Raw genomic sequence first — 3,610 nt, forward strand, 5'->3', positions numbered from 1 at the left:
ATTGCCCTTGCCCACTACCCGTAATTCGCCGCCTCTGAGATCAACGTCAACGCAATTGAGGCCGACCAGCTCCGCCAGTCGCAACCCGGCGCCGTACATTACTTCGAGCATAGCGCGGTCGCGCAGCGCCAGCGGATCGTGAGTGTCAATATCTAGCAGGTGGTCAACTTCGTCGACATCCATATTTTTCGGCAGATGCCGGCCGTGGCGTGGCGCGGGAACACCTCGCGCCGCGTTTGCGTCCAACTGACCGATGCTCACCAGCCAGTCCAGAAAGCTGCGCAGCGCAGAAAGCCGAAGTGCCAGACTAGCGGCCTTTAACCCCTTGCGCTTACTGCGGGTGGCCAATGAACGCACCTGGCTTACCTCCAGTTGCCGCCATTCCGCCAGCCCCATCTCGGAAGCCATGGAAATGAGGGTGGTCAACTGCCGTTGATAACTCTCCTGTGTTTTGGCGCTTAACTGCCTCTCTACCCGCAAGTATTGCAGGAAGGTATTTACCTGCGGCCAGAGCGAAGAGCGGGAGTCGGTCATATCCAGCTGACCCAGCGTTCCAGCAAGCCCGGTAGCAATGTGACCAGTTGCTGTAATAACACCGCTCCCATTCGATCCTGGAAATGCTGACTATCACGACTGGTAAATATGAGAATACCGAGGGAGCTGTCATCCCTGAGCAGCAACATGGCGATAGAGTCCACCTGCCGCACCTGGAGCAGCAACAGTAATTCCGAACCGCTCAGCTTGCCGAGATAATGATTACCCTGACTTAGACACTGGATCCGCACCGGCTCGAACGCAATCGCGCTGGGTACCAGCACCAAATACGTGAACCCAGACAAGGCGACCAACTGCCATTGGTCGCTAAATAACCGCACATGTGCCCCTGCCGATCCCAAGCCGCGTGCCCAGTGCTGCAGGCGATTAAGTAGTTCCTGCAAACTGTCTTCTGCTGCCAGATCGGATTGCAACTGCAGTAAGCGGTTAAGCAGCAGTTCATTAGTGCTCGTATGTTCCATCAAACGGGTGATATCGTCTTCCAACTATTGAATATGGGCGCGATGGCGCCCTATTTGTCATTCCGATAGGGAGATACATCCGCGCGCACTGGCTGCGGCACCTCCATTTTTCCTAAGATCCGGGCATTTCGGATAAAGAAATCTGCGTGGGTTAGCAGATAGTGCAACCACCTGTTCGTCATCCAGCATTTGTGCGCTGTCCGTTTGTTCGCCGACTTGCTTCATAGATGAACACATCCGTCATAGACATGGGTAGCTGGTCCGGTCATATACAGCGGATGTCCTAGCCCGCGCCAGTTGATGAAGAGCCGACCGCCGGGAAGGTCTACCTGCACCTGTTCCGCCAATTGGCCCTGCGAGATTCCCACTGCGACCGCGGCACAAGCGCCGCTACCACAAGCCTGAGTTTCACCCGTGCCGCGTTCATAGACCCGCAGGCGGATATGCCCGCGGTTCAACACTTGCATGAAACCGATATTGGTCCGTTCCGGAAAGCGCTCGTAACTCTCAAGCACCGGCCCAAGAGTCAGCACCGGAGCGCTCTCCACACTGTCCACGGTAATCACGCAGTGTGGATTACCCATGGAGACCACGCCGCACAGTACCGTCTGTTCCGCCACGTTCATGATATAGGTTTTCTCAGCTTTGACCGCGCAAAACGGCACCTGCTGTGGTTTGAAATTCGGCTCACCCATATTAACGCGCACTATATCGTCTTCGTTGATGGTCAGCACCATGCGCCCCGTCTGGGTACTGACGTGTATGTCGTGTTTGTTGGTCAAATTCTTTATGCGCACGAAACGGGCAAAACAGCGCGCACCATTGCCACATTGCGCCACTTCGCTGCCGTCAGAGTTGAATATACGATAATGGAAATCTAGTTCCGGATCATAGGGCGGTTCCACCACCAACAGTTGATCAAACCCCACACCGCAATGCCGGTCCGACAGACGACGGATCATCTCGGGTGAGAAATAGACATTCTGCGTAACGGCATCCACGACCATGAAGTCATTACCCAGGCCGTGCATTTTGGAGAACTGCATATCCCACTCCGCTGAGTAGCCGATAGCGTAGCATAGCGCGTCTGCCGACAGGAAGCGACTGCGCCGCGATTACAGCTGTTCGTTCCCGACGTCGGCACTGCTGCCATCATCCCAGAGCGAGGAGGTCTACACCGGAGACTGGGTTGAGGACGGTGTGGTCATCAGCTGACACTTCTGTTCTCTTTTATCCGCTTTTTCTACAGGTTGAAAATAAAGGGAGCCTTTCAGGCCGCAGCCGTACAGTCCCAGCAGCATCAACCCCAACGCCGCGTTGTGCAATTCACTTTTCATTTCATCCATTACCCTATTATTCATCCGTCTCAGCTCCCTATCATCGCAGTTAGCATATGAAAAGCAATAGCAACTGTGGTTTACAAGCGACGCGGCGAGCGCGAAATGGCGGGCGAGGGGAACACGTTCCTACCAGCAGAATTAGCTGCTACGGGCGTTTTGCGCCAGCGGTGGCACGTCATTTTCAAACGGCGTGGCGCACAAATGGGAGAGCACGCTGCTGCGAAACGGCACGACCTTAATACGGCCGTCTAGATTCATAATCTGATAGAACTGCGGCAAATTGAAATTGATGAAGCTGGAGCCGTAGGTGAACTGGTCGTGGGACGAGGAGTAGAACCGGCTGACGTCGCGCACCAGCTCCTCTTTGCTACCCTCGCAATGAAGATAGGCCTCCACCCGATTAGTTTCATCGAGAATATATATATTGAATCCGCTGTCGTCGGTGGTGTCTTCAAAAAAGAACTGAATGATACCTTCGCTGGCGAACCCGTCCACGACCCGCGGCAGATGGATCTGCTCGGTCTCCATCTGGATGGACAGCCCGTGCAGTTTATTGTTGGAAATGGCGCCGTAGAATTCCACCGCGTTTTCCAACTTATGAACCGAAACGCTTAGGCGCTCGAAAAATAACCCCCAGGTCTGTCCCGCCACGTGTACTGCCTTGAATCGTGCCTGATCCTGGCAGGTACTGGAGAGACGTAGCTCGATACATTCGGAAACTAACTGCTGCACCCGGGTGAGGATAATCCCACGTAAATGCTGGCTGTAACAGAATACTTTTACCGTATCAGGCGGCGCGGCGTCCTGATGCATTTTGCCGAGAATGGTTTTCAACGCTTCCAGCACCGCCTGCTCTCCACTGAAATGCAAGGTGCGCACTTCATTCCACGAGTTACGGTAAAGCAGATCGATGCTGCCCACCAGACACTGCTGCTGCTGGCCAAAACTGAAAACGTTCATCTTACGAAAATCGAAATGCACCATTTGATTGCGGAATACTGCGGTGGGATCATGCTCCAGGTTGACGATGATCGCCAGGTGACGAATTTCGCACGGGCTGTAAAGCGCCTTGGAGGTCGGCGCCGGCGCCCGCAACGGGAAGTGGCCGGCGACATCGGCGATGAGCTCATTTAGTTTGGCGCTATCGCAGGTATTGCTACCCTTGATATGCACCTGAGTAGAGCGGGCTAACAACCCGTTAAACCAGGCCCAGGCCACCAGTTTATTGAGATAGCAGTTATATTCCAGTGGCTG

General features: G+C 54.4%; 3 protein-coding genes and 2 pseudogenes. All 5 read right to left on the bottom strand.

The features are described 5' to 3' along the window. On the bottom strand, positions 1–534 hold a 534-nt coding region (locus tag BG74_RS16450; protein WP_244267248.1), incomplete at its 3' end, for a site-specific integrase. After that, positions 531–1,241 (bottom strand): annotated as a pseudogene (locus tag BG74_RS03710) (DUF484 family protein). The pseudogene BG74_RS03710 and the gene BG74_RS16450, both read right to left, overlap by 4 nt. Beyond that, positions 1,238–2,062, bottom strand: coding sequence for a diaminopimelate epimerase (dapF, locus tag BG74_RS03715; RefSeq protein WP_066596693.1), 825 nt, complete (start codon positions 2,060–2,062; stop codon positions 1,238–1,240). The pseudogene BG74_RS03710 and the gene dapF overlap by 4 nt, the downstream one beginning before the upstream one ends. Positions 2,063–2,188: 126 nt before the next feature. Continuing rightward, positions 2,189–2,353, bottom strand: coding sequence for an LPS translocon maturation chaperone LptM (lptM, locus tag BG74_RS12800; protein WP_187202573.1), 165 nt, complete (start codon positions 2,351–2,353; stop codon positions 2,189–2,191). Positions 2,354–2,494: 141 nt separating this feature from the next. Then, a pseudogene (locus BG74_RS16455) lies at positions 2,495–3,610 on the bottom strand (class I adenylate cyclase domain-containing protein); the annotation flags it as partial.

Origin of the sequence: Sodalis-like endosymbiont of Proechinophthirus fluctus, assembly GCF_001602625.1 — a bacterium.
In the GTDB taxonomy this organism is placed as follows: Bacteria; Pseudomonadota; Gammaproteobacteria; order Enterobacterales; family Enterobacteriaceae.